Source organism: Blastococcus goldschmidtiae (assembly GCF_031845325.1).
Lineage (GTDB): Bacteria > Actinomycetota > Actinomycetes > Mycobacteriales > Geodermatophilaceae > Blastococcus > Blastococcus goldschmidtiae.
In genome coordinates, this window is record NZ_JAVREI010000001.1 from 83,070 (window position 1) to 100,043 (window position 16,974).

16 protein-coding genes and 1 tRNA gene are annotated in these 16,974 nt (G+C 74.9%); 7 read left to right on the forward strand and 10 right to left on the reverse strand.

The window, feature by feature from the left end; genetic code table 11:
- Positions 1-62 precede the first annotated feature (62 nt).
- The gene (locus RM425_RS00430) at positions 63-872 is read left to right on the forward strand and encodes a PRC-barrel domain-containing protein (protein WP_311343211.1); all 810 of its coding nucleotides are present in this window, start codon (positions 63-65) and stop codon (positions 870-872) included.
- A gap of 7 nt (positions 873-879) precedes the next feature.
- Here RM425_RS00430 and RM425_RS00435 read toward each other — a convergent pair whose 3' ends face one another.
- The 8 genes from RM425_RS00435 to RM425_RS00470 all read right to left on the reverse strand — a co-directional run bounded on the left by RM425_RS00435 (position 880) and on the right by RM425_RS00470 (position 8,008).
- Positions 880-1,626, reverse strand: a complete 747-nt coding sequence (locus RM425_RS00435; protein WP_311343212.1) for a nitrilase-related carbon-nitrogen hydrolase — start codon at positions 1,624-1,626, stop codon at positions 880-882.
- 11 nt (positions 1,627-1,637) lie between these two features.
- Entirely contained in the window at positions 1,638-2,846 is a 1,209-nt protein-coding gene (locus RM425_RS00440) for a pyridoxal phosphate-dependent aminotransferase (protein WP_311343213.1), read from the reverse strand.
- Positions 2,843-4,273 carry an RNB domain-containing ribonuclease gene (locus RM425_RS00445; protein ID WP_311343214.1) on the reverse strand — a complete coding sequence of 477 codons (1,431 nt, stop codon included), beginning with the start codon at positions 4,271-4,273 and terminating at the stop codon, positions 2,843-2,845. The genes RM425_RS00440 and RM425_RS00445 overlap by 4 nt, the downstream gene beginning before the upstream one ends.
- Positions 4,274-4,325: 52 nt before the next feature.
- A complete protein-coding gene (locus RM425_RS00450) occupies positions 4,326-4,541 on the reverse strand; it encodes an RNA-binding S4 domain-containing protein (RefSeq protein ID WP_311343215.1) in 216 nt (71 codons plus the stop codon).
- A 5-nt stretch (positions 4,542-4,546) separates the two neighbouring features.
- Complete coding sequence (locus tag RM425_RS00455; protein WP_311343216.1) at positions 4,547-5,272, reverse strand: MOSC domain-containing protein; 726 nt, start codon at positions 5,270-5,272, stop codon at positions 4,547-4,549.
- 1 nt (position 5,273) lies between these two features.
- On the reverse strand, positions 5,274-6,188 hold the full coding sequence (locus RM425_RS00460) for an aldose epimerase family protein (RefSeq protein ID WP_311343217.1): 915 nt from the start codon (positions 6,186-6,188) through the stop codon (positions 5,274-5,276).
- Between the two features lie 90 nt (positions 6,189-6,278).
- Positions 6,279-7,361 carry a hypothetical protein gene (locus tag RM425_RS00465; protein WP_311343218.1) on the reverse strand — a complete coding sequence of 361 codons (1,083 nt, stop codon included), beginning with the start codon at positions 7,359-7,361 and terminating at the stop codon, positions 6,279-6,281.
- Positions 7,358-8,008 carry an RNA polymerase sigma factor gene (locus tag RM425_RS00470; RefSeq protein ID WP_311343219.1) on the reverse strand — a complete coding sequence of 217 codons (651 nt, stop codon included), beginning with the start codon at positions 8,006-8,008 and terminating at the stop codon, positions 7,358-7,360. Before RM425_RS00470 ends, RM425_RS00465 begins: the two co-directional genes overlap by 4 nt.
- A 294-nt stretch (positions 8,009-8,302) precedes the next feature.
- On the opposite strand from RM425_RS00470, the gene RM425_RS00475 reads away from it, so the two are divergent.
- Together RM425_RS00475 and RM425_RS00480 are read left to right on the forward strand one after the other, a co-directional pair.
- Entirely contained in the window at positions 8,303-10,129 is a 1,827-nt protein-coding gene (locus RM425_RS00475; protein WP_311343220.1) for a flavin-containing monooxygenase, read from the forward strand.
- Entirely contained in the window at positions 10,126-11,328 is a 1,203-nt protein-coding gene (locus tag RM425_RS00480; protein ID WP_311343221.1) for a cytochrome P450, read from the forward strand. The genes RM425_RS00475 and RM425_RS00480 overlap by 4 nt, the downstream gene beginning before the upstream one ends.
- Before the next feature lie 106 nt (positions 11,329-11,434).
- Here RM425_RS00480 and RM425_RS00485 read toward each other — a convergent pair whose 3' ends face one another.
- The gene (locus RM425_RS00485) at positions 11,435-11,890 is read right to left on the reverse strand and encodes a GNAT family N-acetyltransferase (protein ID WP_311344013.1); all 456 of its coding nucleotides are present in this window, start codon (positions 11,888-11,890) and stop codon (positions 11,435-11,437) included.
- A gap of 78 nt (positions 11,891-11,968) precedes the next feature.
- On the opposite strand from RM425_RS00485, the gene RM425_RS00490 reads away from it, so the two are divergent.
- The 3 genes from RM425_RS00490 to RM425_RS00500 all read left to right on the forward strand — a co-directional run bounded on the left by RM425_RS00490 (position 11,969) and on the right by RM425_RS00500 (position 15,770).
- Positions 11,969-13,132, forward strand: coding sequence for an acyl-CoA dehydrogenase family protein (locus RM425_RS00490; protein ID WP_311343222.1), 1,164 nt, complete (start codon positions 11,969-11,971; stop codon positions 13,130-13,132).
- A gap of 93 nt (positions 13,133-13,225) precedes the next feature.
- Positions 13,226-13,678, forward strand: a complete 453-nt coding sequence (locus RM425_RS00495) for a DUF1707 SHOCT-like domain-containing protein (protein WP_311343223.1) — start codon at positions 13,226-13,228, stop codon at positions 13,676-13,678.
- 97 nt (positions 13,679-13,775) lie between these two features.
- Complete coding sequence (locus tag RM425_RS00500) at positions 13,776-15,770, forward strand: acetoacetate--CoA ligase (protein ID WP_311343224.1); 1,995 nt, start codon at positions 13,776-13,778, stop codon at positions 15,768-15,770.
- Between the two features lie 81 nt (positions 15,771-15,851).
- Here RM425_RS00500 and RM425_RS00505 read toward each other — a convergent pair.
- A tRNA-Leu gene (locus tag RM425_RS00505) sits at positions 15,852-15,934 on the reverse strand.
- A gap of 173 nt (positions 15,935-16,107) precedes the next feature.
- Between RM425_RS00505 and RM425_RS00510 the strand changes: the two genes are divergently transcribed.
- Positions 16,108-16,920, forward strand: a complete 813-nt coding sequence (locus RM425_RS00510) for a DUF3662 and FHA domain-containing protein (protein ID WP_311343225.1) — start codon at positions 16,108-16,110, stop codon at positions 16,918-16,920.
- Positions 16,921-16,974 lie beyond the last annotated feature (54 nt).

Sequence of the window (16,974 nt, forward strand, 5' to 3'; positions counted from 1 at the left end):
GGGCACGCCTCGGGGAGCTGGCGCCCCGGACGGCGGCGCCGCGCACTCGGAGAGGTCGGTCCATGGTCAGCGAACGAGACGTGTCAGCGGCGATCGGCAGCACCGCCTACGGCAGTGACGGCGAGTCCGTCGGCACCGTCGAGACCTTCTACACCGACGACCGCACCGGTGCCACGACGTGGGTGTCGGTCTCCAGCGGTCTGCTCGGCCGGAAGCAGGTGATCGCGCCGGCCTGGGACGCCACGTTCGTCGACGGCCGGCTCCAGCTGTCGGTGCCCGCCGACGCGGTGTCCAGCGCTCCCCGGATGGGCGGTGAGCACCTCTCGCCCGAGGACGAGGAGGCGCTGCGGCGGCACTACGCGCGCGGCGTGACCTCCAGGGGTGACGACGCCGAGCGGCTGTCCAGCGTCGACGGCGCGGCGGACGAGCCGGCCCCGTCCCAGGACGTAGCGGGACCCGGCGACGGCACCATGGTGCGCAGTGAGGAGCAGCTGCGCGTGGCCACCGAACGCGTCGTCGACCGTCGCATGCGGGTCGTGAAGTACGTGGTCACCGAGGAGGTGCAGGTGACCGTGCCGGTCCGGCGCGAGGAGATCCGCATCGAGGAGGTCCCCGGGGGCGGCCCCGACGACGGCGGGCTCGTGACCGAGGGCGACGCGCTGCACGACGGGCCCGCGGCTGGCTCCGTGCCGGGCCAGCTGCCCGAGGAGATCGTGCTGCACGCGGAGCGGCCGGTGGTGACCGTCGAGGTGGTGCCGGTCGAGCGGGTCCGGCTGCGCACCGAGGTCGTGGCCGGGCAGACCTCGGTGACCGAGACCGTCGAGCGCGAGCAGGTCACCGTCGACCACGTACCGGCGCACCCCGAGCGCTGACGCGGGGTCAGCCGCGCCGGTCGGCGAGGAACCTGAACCGGTCGCGGGTGGCCGCCACCTCCGCGGCGTCGACGTCGGGCAGGACCAGCGTCTCGGCGCCCGCGGCAGTGGCGAGCAGCTCCCCGGTCGGGCTCACGATCCGGCTGTCGCCGGCGTGCTCGGTGCCGTCGCCGGCCACCCCGACGCGGTTGCACCCGACGACGTACGCCTGGTTCTCGATGGCCCGGGCCTGCAGCAGCGCTGTCCAGTGCAGCCGCCGGGCCGCGGGCCAGTTGGCGGTGACCAGGTAGACGTCGGTGTCCGGGGCCGCCCGCCAGAACACGTCGGCGAAGCGGAGGTCGTAGCAGACGAAGGGGGTGATCCGCAGACCGCCGGCGGTCACCGTGACCGGCCCCTCGCCGGCCCGGAAGCGCTCGTGCTCGCCGCCGTGGGTGAAGGGGTGCAGCTTGCGGTAGCGGTGCACCGTGCCGTCCGGCCCGGCCAGGACGAAGGAGTTGTACGGGAGCGGGCCGTCGTCGGCGATCTCCGGGCAGCTGCCGGCCACCCACACGCCGTGCTCGGCGGCCTGCTCACCCAGGAATCGCGCCGACGGCCCGCCCTCGGGCTCCCCGATGCCCGGCGTCATCGAGAAGCCGGTGGAGAACGTCTCGCTGAGCAGCACCAGGTCCGCCCCTGCGGCCGCGGCGCGGGCGACCTGCGGCGCCAGCCGCCCGAAGTTCGCCGCCCGGTCCTCCCAGACGATGTCGTGCTGCACCGCCGCGATCCTCACGCCGACCCCGCTCCCGCCCGACCCATGCCCACCAGTCGGCGGACGGCCTCGGCGAGCACGCCGTCGCCCTTGCTGAACGCGAACCGGACCAGGTGGCGGCCCAGGTGCGCGTGCTCCGGTGTGTAGAAGACCCCGGACGGCACGGCCACGAGGCCCGCCCGTGCCGGCAGCGACCGGCAGAAGGCCAGGCCGTCGCCGTCGGGCTGCACCGGACGGACGTCGACGGTGGCGAAGTACGTCGCCTCCGGGCTGACCACCGGCAGGCCGGCGTCCCGCAGTCCCCGCACGAGCACGTCCCGGCGGCCCTGCAGGTCGCGGGCCAGCGCGGTGAAGTACCCGTCGGGCAGCCGCAGACCAGCGGCCACCGCGGGCTGGAACGGCCCGGCGTTGACGTAGGTCAGGAACTGCTTCGCCGTGCGCACCGCCGCGACCAGCGCCGCCGGACCGCAGATCCAGCCGACCTTCCAGCCGGTCACGTTGAACGTCTTCCCGGCGCTGCTCACCACCAGGGTGCGCTCGCGCAGGCCCGGCACCGTGGCCGGCGAGACGTGCCGGGCCCCGTCGAACACCAGGTGCTCGTACACCTCGTCGGTGACCACCAGCAGATCGTGCGCCACCGCCAGCTTGCCCAGGACGGCGAGCTCGTCGGCGGTGAGCACCGTGCCGGTCGGGTTGTGCGGGGTGTTGAGCAGCAGCAGCCGGGTGCGGGGGGTCACCGCCGCCCGCAGATCAGCCGGGTCGAACGTCCAGTGGCCGTCGCCGCCGGCGGGGGGATGCAGGGGGACCGGGCGGACGACGCCGCCGGCCATCGCGACCGACGCCGAGTAGCTGTCGTAGACCGGTTCGAGCAGCACGACCTCGTCGCCGGGCTCGAGCAGCGCCAGCATCACGGCGGCGAGCGCCTCGGTGGCCCCGGCGGTGACCAGCACCTCGGTGTCGGGGTCGTACGCAAGCCCGGAGAACCGCTGCTGGTGCTCCGCGATCGCGGAGCGCAGCTCCGGGATGCCGGGCCCCGGCGGGTACTGGTCGGCGGCGGTGCCGATGGCGTTCCGCGCGACGTCGAGCACCTCCGGCGGGCCGGGGTAGTCGGGAAAGCCCTGGCCGAGGTTGATCGAGCCGGTGGCGACGGCGAGGGCGCTCATCTCCGCGAAGACCGTCGTCCCGAAGCCCTGCAGCCGGGCGGCGAGCACGGGGCCGCGGCTCACGGCAGGGCCTCGAACCGCACCCGCCGGGCGGCGACGTCGGCCTCGGTCAGCCGCACCTCGGTGCGCGTACCGGGCTCGAGCCCCTGGCCGGTGCACCGCGCGCGGACGGCGAGCACGTCCAGGACGACCGTCGCCGACTCGGGCCCGGCATCGACGACGACGGCCCGGAAGGTGCGGCCCTCGTTGCCCCGCAGCATCCACGCCTCCATCGCGTCCAGCACCGCGCGCTCGGCCTCCCGGGTGCGCCGGTCGGAGGCCGCCATGAGGGCCGGGAGCTCGGGCAGCACGGCCCGCAGCTCGGGCGGCGGCTCCTGCCCGGCGGCGAGCGCCAGGCAGACCTCGGTGCCGAACCGGTCGACCAGCCGCCGCAGCGGGGCGGTGACGTGCGCGTACGGCGCGCCGACCCCGCCGTGGCCCGGCTGCTCGGGCGGTGCTCCGTCGAAAGCCGTGTAGGCCGCGCCGCGCAGCAGGGTGACCGCCTCCTCGAGGAAGGCCACGTGCCCGGGACGCGCGGGATCGAGACCCCTGATGACCTCCCCCGGCCCGGCGTCGGCCGGCCAGTCCACGCCCAGGGGAGGCGCGAGCAGGCGCAACCGCGCGACGTCGTCCGGCCGCGCGGGTGGCAGGGTCCGCAGCAGGCCGACCCCGCCGTCCAGCATGAGCGTGGCCGCGCACCGCCCGGTGAGCAGCGAGATCTCGGCGTTCCAGCCCTCGACCGGCAGGTCGCCGCGGAAGGCGAGGGTCCAGCCCCCGTCCGGCGACGCGGTCACCTCCTGGTCGGGCGTGCCGAGCTCGATCGCGCCCCGCTCGGCGGCCCGGCGCCGCAGCAGCTCACCGAGGACGGGCAGCAGGGCCAGCGGATCGGGCAGGGTGCCGGCGTCGGCCTGCGCCTGGACGGCGGGGTAGTCCAGCTGCGCGCGGCTCCGGACCCGGGCGCGGCGCAGGTCCACGCGCACCGGCTCGCCGTCGGCGTCCAGGTCGATCGTCCACAGCGCGGCGGCCCGGAGCTCGCCGGGCAGCAGGCTGGCCGCGCCCTCGCTCAGCACCGGCGGGTGCAGCGGTGTCCGCCGGTCGGGGTTGTACAGGGTCTGCCCGCGGCGACGGGCCTCCTCGTCCAGCGGTCCGCCCAGCTCGACGACGGCGCCCACGTCGGCGATCGCGTAGCTGACCCGGTAGCCGTCGCCCCGCCGGGCGAGGTGCACGGCCTGGTCGAGGTCCTGGCTGCCGACGGGGTCGAGGGTGACCAGCGGGACGTCCGTCGCGTCCAGCTCCGGCAGCCGCGGCTGTGCCGCCCGCCGCCCGGCCTCCGCCAGCACCGCGGGCGGGAACTCCTCCGGCACCTCGAGCTCGGCGCGGATCGCCGCGAAGTCCGGGCCCTCCGACGCCGCGGCCGGCCAGCGGGGGACGCGGAGCGGGGCCTGGGCCATGCCGCCAGCCTCGCAGAGGTGCGGCCGGACCGCGGTTCCACGTGGAACCGGATCAGCGGACCCGGACGTCCCCGAAGCCCTCGACGGAGACGACGTCACCCGAGCGCAGCTGGCGACCGCGCCGGTCCTCGGGCTCGCCGTTGACCCGGATGTCGGTGGTCGCCAGGACGTCCTTGACCTGGGCGCCGGTCGGCACGGCGTCGACGAGCTTCAGCAGCTGGCCCAGCCGGATGGTGTCCTCCCCGGGCCGCAGGTCGACGGTGCGCATGCCGCTCAGTCTGCCGCCGGCTCCAGGGCGTCGCCGACCCGGACCGTCCCGGGGTCCAGGACGGCGGCGCGGACGGCCAGGAACCCGTCCCGCTCGCGATGGATGGTCTTGAGCACCGACGTGTCCCGGGCGATGCCACCCGGCTGCGGGCGCGTGGTCATGACGCAGCGGAAGATCGGCGCACCGAAGGCCAGGCGCACCGCCCCGAGGTAGGCCTCCCGGCCGCGCAGGCCGTCCTCGCCCTCGCCGTCGAGCAGCACGTTGGCCCGGACGCGCCGGCGGTCCCAGCTGCCCAGCGTGCCGGTGGAGACCAGCGAGAGCCGGATGCGGGGGCTGTCGTGGAAGGGGCCGGTCGCGCCCTCCCACTGCATCCACTCGGTGGGGCCGTCCGCCTCCTCGTCCCCCGGGTCCTCGTAGGTCGGCGCGGTGTCGGTGTTGTCCGTCGCGGCCCGCAGCTCCACCCGCCGGCCGAGCCAGTCGGAGAGGACGTCGTCCTCGGCGGTCACGGTGCCGTCGGGCAGCACGACCTCGACGCCCCCGTCGGCGCGCACCCGGGCGGCGCCGAACAGCAGCTCGGGCACCCGGCGGGCGGTGAGCCCCATCCCGGTGTCCCGGTCGAACAGCGCCCAGCCGCGGTCCCGCGGGATGCCGAGCGGCCCGACCCAGGCCTCGGTCAGCCGCTCGCCCTGCAGCGACTTGACCGGGTAGCGCCACAACTCCAGGACGCGCATCTCAGCCCTCTGCGGTCCAGGACAGCGTCCAGGTGCCCGTCCACGTCTCCCCCTGTCCGAGGACGACGAGGTCCACGCCGTCGGCCAGCGCGTTCGCCGGGCAGCTCATCGGCTCCACCGCGAGGCTGCGCCGGCGCTGTCCCTCCGGGAGGGTGTCGCCGGTGTAGACCTGCAGCCAGGGCCAGGCCTCGTCGACGGCGAGCTCCAGCGCTCCCGCGGCGCCGGCGAGGCGGACCCGCGCCCACCCCTCGTCGTCCCGGACCAGGTCGGTGAGCGCGGTGTCGAAGGCGCGGTCGCCGATCCGGCCGACGGCGCCGTCGAAGGGGCGCCGGCCCCCGCTGGGCAGGCCGCCGTCGAGCAGCAGCTCGGTGCGGGCCGGCAGCTGCACCTCGGCGTCGCAGATGCCGCCGTCCTCGGTGGCGCCGACCGAGAGGTACGGGTGGAACCCGGCGCCGAGGGGTGCGCGGCGGTCGCCGTCGTTGCGCACCCGCAGCGCCACGGTCAGGCCGTCCTCCGTCAGCGCGGTGTCGACCGCCGCGACCAGGCGGAACGGATAACCGGGGCGCGGCAGCAGGGTCGTCCCCACGGTGGCGGTGTCGCCGGTGGCCGCCAGCACCGACCACGGCTGCCAGGACACCAGCCCGTGGGTGGCGTTCGGCGACGCGGGTGAGGCGACCTGCAGCTGGAGCTCCTCGCCCTCCCACGTCCACCGGCCGCCGCGCAGCCGGTTCGGCCAGGGCAGCAGCACCCCGCCGCGCCGGCCGGGCAGCGTGCCACCGGCCGGATAGCCGTCGAACACCTCCCAGCCGCCGACGGTCAACCGGCGCAACGCCCCGCCCCGGAGGTCGATGGCGAGCGAGGCGTCGCCCGCGGTCAGCTGCACCTCGAGCGGTCCGGTCGGCCAGATGTCGGGCATGGGAGCCAGCTCACCACATCCGTCCACGAGATCTGCACACTCGGGCCCGTCGGGCCGCTCAGGACCACGAGTGTGCAGACCTCGGGGAGGTCAGGGCGTGTGGACGACTCCCTCGGCGATGGCCACGACGTCGTCCTGGGTGAAGTCCTCGGGCGCGTGGACCGTGCAGAGCGTGCCGTCGGCCAGCTCCCAGGCGACCAGCCAGAAGCGCTGCTCCGGATCCATGTAGTCGTGGGCGCGCACGACCTGGGCCGGCCGGCCGCCCACCGTCGTCGCCACCACGGGGTCGATCGCGGTGACCGAGGCGATGCGCTGCTCCACCGAGCCGTTGTCCATCTCGTTGGCGCCCGCCGGCGCCTCCGGCATGCACTGCACGCCGATGAGCCGGGTCGGGTCCGCGTCGTCGGCGACGCCGACGGCACCGCTGCTCTCGTGCCAGTCGACGACCGACCAGCCGGCCGGGGCCAGCCCCACCTGCAGGGTGATCGGCTGCGGCCGGTCGACGAGCGACTCGCCCACCGCGACCAGCGCGTCCCGGTTCCCGAACGCGCCGTCGCCACGGAGGCTCAGCCACTGCCCGGGCGCCCGCTCCCAGGCGAGCGCCGCGACGGGGTGGTCGTCGAAGCAGACGTTGGCCACCGTGCACGTGTTGTCCGGCATGGTGCCGGTGGCGAAGCGCGCCGGGACGCCGGTGACCGTCGTGGTGCCGTGCTCGGTGAGGTAGGGATCGTCCCCCCACGCGGGCTCGGTGGGCGAGAGGGAGATCGAGAACCCCGTCCCGTCCGGGGCGGTGTAGCCGGCGACCGCCTCCGGATCGCCGGTCGCCCCGGTGAAGCTCGGGGTCATCCCGGCCGGCACGGGGTCCAGGGAGAGCGGGAAGGTGATCTCCTCGACGGCCACCAGCGTCAGGCCGTCCGACCCGTTCGGCGCGGGATCGGCGGCACCGGGCCCGGTGATCGCCACGGCACCGGCCCAGGCGGCCGCTGCGGTGAGCACCGCGAGCCCGGTGCGCACGGCGGCGGGGCGTCCGATCCGGATCGCCGGACGCCCGGGGGTGCGCATCGAGGCCCCCTCGATCTCGGCGAGCAGCGCGGCACGAGCGGCCGAGCGGGCAGCGGTGGACAGCGGCGCGGCGTCGGGGCCGGCCTGGCGGAGCAGCGTGAGGTCGTTCATCGGTCGTCCTCCTCGGAGGTGGGGTCGAACGGGGAGACGTCGCCGAGCGCGGCGCGGGTCTGCCGGCGCGCACGGTGGAGGCGGGAGCGGACGGTGCCGACGGGCACGTCGAGGACGGCGGCGATCTCGCCGTAGCCGAGCTGCCCCCAGGCCAGGAGCAGCAGCGCGTCGCGGTCGCGCGGCTTCAGCCCGGCCAGCGCTGCGGCCAGCGGTCCGCGCAGCGCCTGGGCGGCGAGCCGGTCGCCGGCGTCCGCCGGGTCGTCCGCGTGCTCCTCCGGCCGGCCCGCCTCGCGGGCGAGTGCCCGGTACCGCCGCCGCTCGCTGCGCTCGTGGCCGCGCAGCACGTTGGTGGCGATGCCCAGCAGCCAGGGCCGCACCTCGAGGTGCTCGGCCCGGTAGGCGGCCCGCCGGCGGAACGCCACCAGGAAGGTCTCGCTGAGCAGGTCGTCGGCCAGGTCACCGACCCGGCGGCCAAGGTAGCGGTGGACCGCGCCGGCGTGCCGGTCGAACAGCGCGGCGAACTCGGCGGGCTCGTCCACGGAGCGGGCGACCAGCTGGGCGTCGGTGGGGGCGGCGTCCGGGAGGGCCCGGAGCCGGAGGGGGTCGGGAGGCGGGTCGGCCGACCGGTGCACCGCCGCGAACGTCACGACTGGTGATGATCCGGTGGCGAGGGGTGAAGTCGTCACACCCCTTCATGTCCGGAGCGCGGGAACCGGTTCACGACCGGTCCGCGAGAGCGGAGGATCCGGACCGCCCGGAGAAGGTGCAGCCGCCGAATGGTTCAGGGGTGAGAACAACCACAGGCCGGGAGGCCGCCTGCTGTGGAAGTCTCTGCCGAACTGTGGTCCAAGGCACAATCCAGGGAATCACCGGCGTCGGGTGCCGGCGCTCCGGTGCATCGCGCCGGGCGGCGCCGCCCGCGCGACGAGGGGAGCAGCGCGATGACGACGTCCACCCGTGGGCCGGTGCGTCCGGACGGAACGCCGATCGACAAGGAAGCGGTCCGCCGCAAGTACCTCGAGGAGCGCGACAAGCGCCTGCGCGCGGACGGCAACGACCAGTACCTGCGCCTGACCGGCGAGCTGGCCGGCTACCTCGCCGACCCCTACACGTCGCGCGTCGAGCGCGAGCCGAAGACCGACCACGTCACCGTCGCGTTCATCGGCGGCGGTTTCGCCGGGCTGGTCACCGGCGCCCGCCTCAAGGAGGCGGGCATCGCGGACGTGCGGATCGTGGAGAAGGGCGGGGACTTCGGCGGCACCTGGTACTGGAACCGCTACCCCGGCGCCCAGTGCGACACGGCGTCGCTGATCTACATGCCGCTCCTCGAGGAGACCGGCCACATGCCGACCGAGAAGTACGCGCACGCGCCGGAGATCCTCGAGCACTGCCAGCGCATCGGGAAGCACTTCGGCCTGTACGACGACGCGCTCTTCCACACCGAGGTCGAGGACGTCGAGTGGGACCCCGAGGGGTCGCGCTGGGTCGTGCGCACCGACCGTGGCGACGTCTTCACCGCCACGTTCCTGGCCATGGGCACCGGGCCGCTGCACGTGCCCAAGCTCCCCGGCATCCCCGGCATCCCCTCGTTCCGGGGGCACAGCTTCCACACCAGCCGGTGGGACTACGCCTACACCGGTGGCGACCCCTCGGGCGCACCGCTGGAGAACCTGGCCGACAAGCGCGTGGCCCTGATCGGCACCGGTGCCACCTCCGTGCAGGCGGTACCGCACCTGGCCGGCGCCTGCGCCGAGCTCTACGTCTTCCAGCGCACGCCATCCTCCGTCGACGTCCGCGCCAACGCCCCGCTGGACCCCGAGTGGTTCGCCTCGATCGCCACCCCCGGCTGGCAGCGGCGCTGGCTGGAGAACTTCACCGCCACCCAGACCGGCGCCGGCGACGGCGAGGACCTGGTGATGGACGGCTGGACCGACCTGGCCCGCCGGATGCGCGAGCGGGTGCTGTCGCTGCCGCCGGAGCAGCAGACCCTCGCCGGCATGCAGGCGGCGATGGAGGACGCGGATTTCGAGAAGATGGAGGAGATCCGCGCCCGCGTGGACGCCGTGGTCGCCGATCCGGCCACCGCGGAGGGGCTCAAGGCCTGGTACCGCCAGCTGTGCAAGCGGCCGTGCTTCCACGACGAGTACCTCGACGCCTACAACCGGCCGGGGACGCACCTGGTGCACACCGACGGCAAGGGCGTCGAGCGGATCACCGAGAACGGCCTCGTCGCCGACGGCCGCGAGTACGAGGTCGACTGCATCATCTACGCCTCGGGCTTCGAGGTGGGCACGGAGTACACCCGCCGGGCGGGTTACGACGTGACCGGGAAGGACGGCGTGACGCTGTCCGAGCGCTGGGCCGACGGCATGCGCACGCTGCACGGCACCCACGTGCACGGCTTCCCGAACCTGTTCGTGGTCCAGCCCACCCAGGGCGCCAACCTGATCAGCAACGTCCCGCACAACCTCACCGAGTCGGGGCGGACCATCGCCGCGATCGTGCGGCACGTCCTGGACACGGGCTCGTGCGAGGTCGAGGTGACCGCCGAGGCCGAGCAGGCGTGGGTCGAGCTCCTGCTCACCCACCCCGGCAGGGGCGTGATCGGCTCGCCCGACTGCACGCCCGGCTACTACAACAACGAGGGCCAGGACGCCGGCCTGCGGGCCAAGCTCAACGTCGGGTACCCGGCCGGAGCGGCGGCGTACTTCACCTACCTGGACGGCTGGCGCTCGTCCGGCGAGTTCGAGGGGCTGACGTTCCGGTGAGCGATCTCGAGGACCTGGTCCGGAACATCGACGTCGTCGACCCGTACCCGCTGTGGCAGCAGCTGCTCGAGGGCGGGCCGATCGTCGCGCCCGACGAGTCCTTCGCCCTGCTGACCTCGCACGCCCACTGCGACGCGGTGCTGCGCTCGCCCCTGGTCAGCGTCGACCGCACCAACTCCACCCAGTGGCAGGAGCTCGTCGCCACGCTGTCGCCCGAGGACCGCGCGCGCCAGGAGCGGCAGCGCAGCTTCCTGTTCCTCGACCCACCGGACCACACCCGCCTCCGGCGGCTGGTGAGCAAGGCCTTCACGCCGCGCGTGATCGCGGAGCTGGCGCCGTTCGTGGAGCAGCTCACCGAGGACCTGCTGGACGCCGCCGTCGCGCGCGGGCGGCTCGAGGTGGTCGGCGACCTCGCCTACCCGCTGCCGGTCACCGTCATCAGCCGGATGCTCGGCGTCCCGGAGGAGGACCACCTGCGGTTCTCCGAGTGGTCGGACGTGCTGGCCAAGAGCCTCGACGACGGGCCGGCCGTCGACGAGACCGACGAGTCCCGTGCTCGGCGGCATGCGGCCGACGAGTTCCGCGCCTACTTCACCGAGCTGTGCGCGCAGCGCCGCGCCGATCCGCGGGACGACCTGCTCAGCGCGCTGGTGCAGATCGAGCACGAGGGCGACCGGCTCAGCACCGACGAGCTGCTGAGCACCGCGCAGCTGCTGCTCGTGGCCGGCCACGAGACGACGGTCAACCTCATCGCCAACGGCACGCTCGCCCTGCTCCGGGACGACGACCTGCGCGCCCGGGTGGCCACCGACCCGGTCTGCGCCGCCGGCGTCGTGGAGGAGGTGCTGCGCCTGGACCCGCCGGTGCAGATGACCGGGCGCATCGCCCGCGAGGACCTGGAGGTGCCCGGCGGCCGGGTCCGCGCCGGCGGCAGGGTCGTCCTCCTGCTGGCCGCCGCCGGGCGGGACCCCGAGCAGCACCCCGACCCGCTCCGGCTGGACCCGGCCCGCACCAGCCCGCACCTGGCCTTCAGCATCGGCCACCACTACTGCCTGGGCGCACCGCTGGCCCGGCTGGAGGGCCGGGTCGCGCTGCAGGCGCTCGCCCGGCGGACGGCCGGCGCGCGGCTCGGCGAGCTCACCTACAAGCCCAACCGCATCCTGCGCGGGCCCGCCCGGCTCGAGGTGCTCCTGCCCTGAGGGCGACGCGAACCATGCGAACTCGTGATCATGGACCGGTTGAACCCGAGCCTCTGATGACCACGAGTTCGCAGGGTTCGACGCCGGCGGGCGCGGCCCCCGCCGGCTAGCTCAGGGTCCGCTCGAAGAACAGGGAGTGCTCCGCGTCCGGGTCGCCGGCGTAGTCCCCGAACGGGCCGGTCGGCGCGTAGCCGGCCCCGCGGTACAGCGTCACCGCCTCGGGCTGCAGCGGGCCGGTCTCCAGCCGCAGCGTCGTCCACCCGTGTCCGCGGGCGGCCTGCTCCAGACCCGCCAGCACCGCGCGGGCCACGCCGCGTCCCCGCGCGGCCGGAACGACGTACATCCGTTTCACCTCGGCGGCGCCGTCGCCGAGCGGCCGCAGTGCTCCGCAGCCCAGCGGCGTCCCGTCGTCGTCCCGGGCGAGGAGGACGACGGCCACGTCGGCGGCGGTGGGCGCGTGCCCGGGCTCGAGCTTCCCGCCGTAGCGGGCCCGGACCTCGGTCTGCTGGTCGTTGGTCAGCCGCTGCACGTCCGGGTCGTCCCACACCGCCGCCTCGATCATCACCCGCCCATCCTCGGCGACCGCGCCGGGCCGGCGTACGGAGGTACCGTCCGCGGGAAGCCGCACCCGAGGAGAACCGTGCCCGTCGACCGCGAACTGCCCACCCCCGAGGCCGAGGACCTGCTCGCCCTCACCCGCGAGATCGCCGACGCGGAGCTGGCCCCGAAAGCGGCGGCGCACGAGCGCGAGGAGCGGTTCCCGCGCGAGGTGTTCCGGCTGCTGGGCGACGCCGGGCTGGTGAGCCTGCCGTTCGGCGAGGACGTCGGCGGCGGAGGGCAGCCCTACGAGGTCTACCTGCAGGTGGTCGAGGAGCTCGCTGCCCGCTGGGCCAGCGTCGCGCTGGGCGTCAGCGTGCACACCCTGTCCTGCTTCCCGATCGACCGGTTCGGCAGCGAGGCGCAGCGGCGGGACCTGCTGCCCGACATGGTGGGCGGACAGCTGCTCGGCGCCTACTGCCTGTCCGAGGCGCACGCCGGCTCCGACCCGGCCGCCATGCGGGCCACCGCCCGGAGCGACGGCGAGGGGTGGCGCGCCTCCGGCGAGAAGGCCTGGGTCACCCACGGCGGCCACGCCGACTTCTACTCGACCTTCCTGCGCACCCCGGACGACGGCGAGCGGGCCATCTCCTGCTTCCACCTCACGCCCGACCTGGCCGGGCTCAGCGCCGCGCCCCCCGAGCAGAAGATGGGGCTGACCGGCTCGACGACCGCCGCCATCCGGCTGGACGACGTCCCCGTGCCGGCGGACCGGCTCGTCGGCGAGCGCGGCCGCGGCATGGGGATCGCGCTCGCGGCCCTGGACTCCGGGCGGCTGGGCATCAGCGCCGTCGCCGTCGGGCTGGCGCAGTCCGCGCTCGACCTGGCCGTCGGCTACGCGATGGAGCGGGAGGCGTTCGGCCGCCCGATCGCCCAGCACCAGGGCGTCTCCTTCCTGCTGGCGGACATGGCGGCCGCCGTGGAGTCCGCGCGGGCCACCTACCTGGTCGCCGCCCGGCGCAAGGACGCCGGCAAGCCGTACTCCCGGCAGGCCAGCATCGCCAAGCTGGTGTCCACCGATGCGGCCATGCAGGTGACCACCGACGCCGTCCAGGTGCTGGGCGGCGCCGGCTACACCCGCGACCACCCGGCGGAGCGCTACATGCGCGAGGCCAAGGTCATGCAGATCTTCGAGGGCACCAACCAGATCCAGCGGATGGTCATCGGCCGCTCCCTCACCGCCGCCAGCGTCCCGCCGGCGGGCTGATCCGGCGGGGTTCCACGTGGAACCCACCGATGGGTGGACGACGGCGGACGTCCGGGAGCCGATACTGGGAGCCACCCGTCCCAGGAGAGCCCGATGCCCGAACCGCACCTGCGCGCGGCCGACGCCGACCGGACCGCCGTCGCCGGCGTGCTCGGCGAGCACATGTCCGCCGGCCGGCTCACCGTCGCCGAGTACGAGGAACGGCTCACCCGCGCCTATGCGGCCAGGACCTACGGCGAGCTGGCCGAGCTGACCACGGACCTGCCGGACGGCCGGGCGACCTCGGCCGGGAGCGTTGCCGGGCCGGCCCGGTGGCGGGCGGACTGGTCGGAGGCGGACGCGTGGGCCTGGCGCTCCTGGGCGAGCACCGCGGCGATCGTGGTGTCCATCTGGGCGATCACGTCCGTGGCCACCTGGCAGTTCCTCTATTTCTGGCCCATCTGGGTCATCGGCCCGTGGGGCGTGGTGCTGTTCATCCAGTCCTTCGCGGGCGACGGCGAGGACGACGAGGAGGAACCGGGGCCGCGGTCGCTGCCCGGCCGCTGACGGGACGCCGGACCGCGGCGGCGCCCGTGCGATGCTTCGCCGACGGTCCCGGACACCCGGGCCCGAACCGTTCCCACCCCCACTCCGGGAGGCCCGCGTGACCGGCGACATCGACCTCGGGACAACGGAAGCCGGCCAGGTGCTGTGGGCGCCGTCGGCGGAGCGGCGGGAGAGCTCGCAGCTCACGACCTTCGCGCGCCGCGTCGAATCCCGGTACGGCGTGCAGGTCCCGGACCACGAGTCGCTGTGGCGCTGGTCGGTCGACCACCTCGAGGACTTCTGGGCCGAGGTGTGGGACTTCTTCGGCATCGCGCCCGGGACGTCCTACGACGCGGTGCTGACCGACCGCAGCATGCCCGGCGCGGTCTGGTTCCCGGGTGCCCGGCTGAACTACGCCGAGCACATCCTCCGGCGCGGCGAGGGCCGCGGCGGGGAGACCGCGCTGGTGGCGGTGGCCGAGGACGGCACCACCTCCGAGGTGACCTGGGACGAGCTCACGCGGCAGGTCGGCGCGGTGGCGACCGCGATGCGGCGGATGGGCGTCCGCGAGGGCGAGCGGGTCGTCGGCTACCTGCCCAACGTGCCGCAGGCCGTCGTCGCCTTCCTGGCCGCGGCCAGCATCGGCGCGGTGTGGTCGGCCTGCGGGCCGGAGATCGGCCTGCAGAGCGCGGTCGACCGGTTCGCCCAGCTCGAGCCGGTGCTGCTGATCGCCGTCGACGGCTACCGCTTCGGTGGCCGGACCCACGACCGCCGCGAGCTGGTGGGGGAGCTGGCCGCCGCGCTCCCCACCCTGCGCGACGTCGTGCACGTCCCGGTGCCCGGCGTGGAGCAGAGCGGCACCGGGACGGCCTGGGCGGACCTGCTGGCCGAGCCGGGCGAGGCCGCGCCGGTCCAGCTGCCGTTCGACCACCCGCTCTGGGTCGTCTACTCCTCCGGCACGACCGGCCTGCCCAAGGGCCTGGTGCACGGGCACGGCGGGGTCCTGCTCATGGCGTCGGCGCAGCGGCTGATGAGCGATCCGCAGCCCGGTGACCGCGGCATGTCCTACACCTCGACCACGTGGATCATGTGGAACGGGATGGTCAGCGGCCTGCTGGGCGGCGGCACCGCGGTGCTCTACGACGGCAACCCGATGTACCCCTCGGTGGACCGGCTGTGGCAGCTGGCCGAGGAGCACCGGCTGACCGGCCTCGGGGTCAGCCCCGGCTACCTGCAGGCGTGCGAGAAGGCCGGCCTGCACCCGGCGCGCGACCACGACCTGTCCGCGCTGCGCAGCCTGGGGGTCACCGGCTCCCCCCTGCCGGCCGGCTCGTTCCGCTGGGTCTACGACGAGCTGGGGCCCGACTTCGTGCTGCGCGTGTTCAGCGGGGGCACCGACTTCGCCGCCACGCTGGTGGGCGGCTCGCCCTGGCTGCCGGTGTACCTGGGGGAGATGTCCGGCCGGCAGCTCGGCTGCCACGTCGAGTCCTGGGACGCCGAGGGCCGCCCCCTGGTCGACGAGGTGGGTGAGCTGGTCATCCTGTCGCCGATGCCCTCCATGCCGCTGCGGATCTGGGGCGACGAGGACGGCCGGCGGTACCACGACGCCTACTTCGACACCTACCCCGGCGTGTGGCGGCACGGCGACTGGCTGACCGTCACCAGCCGCGGCAGCTGCATCATCCACGGCCGGTCGGACTCCACGCTCAACCGACACGGCGTGCGGATGGGCAGCTCGGACATCTACCAGGCGGTCGAGGCGCTGCCGGAGGTCGCCGAGGCGCTCGTGCTCGGCGTCGAGCAGCCCGACGGCGGCTACTGGCTGCCGCTGTTCGTGCGCCTCGCTGACGGCGCCGTGCTGGACGAGCCCCTCGTGGACCGCATCCGCGCCGCCGTGCGGACCCAGGCCTCGCCCCGGCACGTGCCCGACGAGGTGCTCGAGGTGCCGGCGATCCCGCACACCACCACCGGCAAGAAGCTCGAGGTCCCGATCAAGCGGATCTTCCAGGGCGTCGCGGTGGAGCGGGCGTGCAACCTGGGCGCCGTCGACGACCCGGCCGCGGTCACCTGGTTCGCCGACCTCGCCGCACGCCGGCAGCGCGCCGACCGCTGAGCCGTCCGGTCCCCGCGCCGGTCATCGCTGCCCGGGAACGACGACGGGCTCCCCGGATCGGGGAGCCCGTCGCGTGCTGGGTGGGCAAGGGGGGAGTTGAACCCCCACGTCCTTTCGGACACACGGACCTGAACCGTGCGCGTCTGCCATTCCGCCACTTGCCCTGGCGAGCGACGACACTAGCAGCCCGGGGCCGCGGGCCGGGCCGGGGGTGCGGTCACCCTCCTGCCACCGGCACAAACGTGTCCGGCGGCGCGCGTTGGCCGGACCCCGCTGCGCCGCCCGGCTACGATCGCGGGAAGCACAGGAATGTCCGGCCGAGCGCGAGGGAGCGACCGTGGGTGTGCTCCAGCGCTTCGAGCGGCGCCTCGAGGGCATGGTCGGCCTGGCGTTCGCCCGCCTCTTCAAGGGCAAGGTCCACCCGGCCGAGATCGCCAAGGCCCTGACCCGCGAGGCCGACGAGCAGCGCTCCGTCGTGGGCGAGGGCCGCATCCTCGCCCCCAACGTCTACGTGGTCCGCCTCGGCGACACCGACTACGAGCACCTGGGCCAGTGGTCCGACCAGCTCGCCGGTGAGCTCGCCGACATGGTGTCCGAGCACATCGACGACGAGGGCTACTCGGTCTTCGACGCCGTCCGCGTGCACCTCGAGCTCGACAGCGACCTCCCCACCGGGGTGTTCGAGGTGTCCTCCGAGGTCGCCGACCCGGCTGCGCCGGGCTCCCGGGCGGACCTCGCCTCCGCCGGTGCCGCGCCGGTCAACGGCCACCCCCCGTTGCCCCCGCTGCCGCCCCTGCGCGGTCACGCGGGTGACACCGGCAAGGTCGGGCCCCCACCGCTGCGCCCCGGCGGCCGGTCGACGGTCACGCACGCCCTGGTCGTCGACGGCCCCGGTACCCGGCACGAGTTGTCCGCCGGGCGCAACGTGATCGGCCGCGGCACCGAGGCCGACATCCGGCTCCCCGACACCGGCGTGAGCCGCAAGCACGTCGACGTCGTCCTCGACGGCGGCGTCGCCACCGCGGAGGACCTCGGGTCGACCAACGGCACCCTGGTCAACGGCCGGCGGATCACCCGGCAGCCCCTCTCCGACGGCGACGTCATCCGGATCGGCCACTCGGTGCTGGTGTACCGGCGGGACGGCGCGTGACGGGGTCGTCGAGGTCACGCATGAGCACAGCGGTACCGGGCACGAAGTCGCTGA